Annotated in this window: 1 pseudogene; it reads right to left on the reverse strand. The window is 69.6% G+C overall.

Annotation, left to right across the window (positions count from 1 at the left end):
• Positions 1-12: 12 nt before the first annotated feature.
• Positions 13-572 (reverse strand): annotated as a pseudogene (locus AC2CJA_RS27130) (IS5 family transposase); the annotation flags it as partial.

Genomic DNA, 572 nt, shown 5'->3' on the forward strand with positions numbered 1-572 from the left:
TAAGAGGATGTCTCATGTGGTGACTGCGGTCAGCCGTTTGTAGCAGGTCAGGGCAGCTGCGAGGCCGAGGAAGGCGAGGAAGTGTTCGCCCTTGCGCTCGTACCGGACGGTGAGGCGGCGGTAGCCGAAGAGCCAGCTGATGGTCCGCTCGATCCGCCAGCGGTGTCGGCCGAGTCGCTCGCCGGACTCGATGCCGGGGCGGGCGATCCGCGCGGCGATGCACCGGCTGCGGAGCCATCGGCGGTGCTCGATGGAGTGATACGCCTTGTCGGCCCGGAGCTTGCCGGGTCTGCGGCGGCGTGGTCCGCGCCGGGACCGTATCGGCGGTATCCCACGGACCAGGGGCCTGAGCGCATGGGTGTCGTGGACGTTCGCGCCAGAGACGCCCACGGCCAGAGGCAGGCCCTGTGCGTCGGACAGGACGTGCAGTTTGCTCCCCTTCTTGCCCCGGTCGACCGGATTCGGCCCGGTCAGCGTGCCCCCTTTTTGGCCCGCACGTTCGCGGCGTCCACGATGGCCGAGGTCCAGTCGATCTCCCCGCGTGCTCCGAGTTCGTCCAGGACCGCCCGGTG

The organism is Streptomyces sp. ATLC9, from assembly GCF_057196705.1.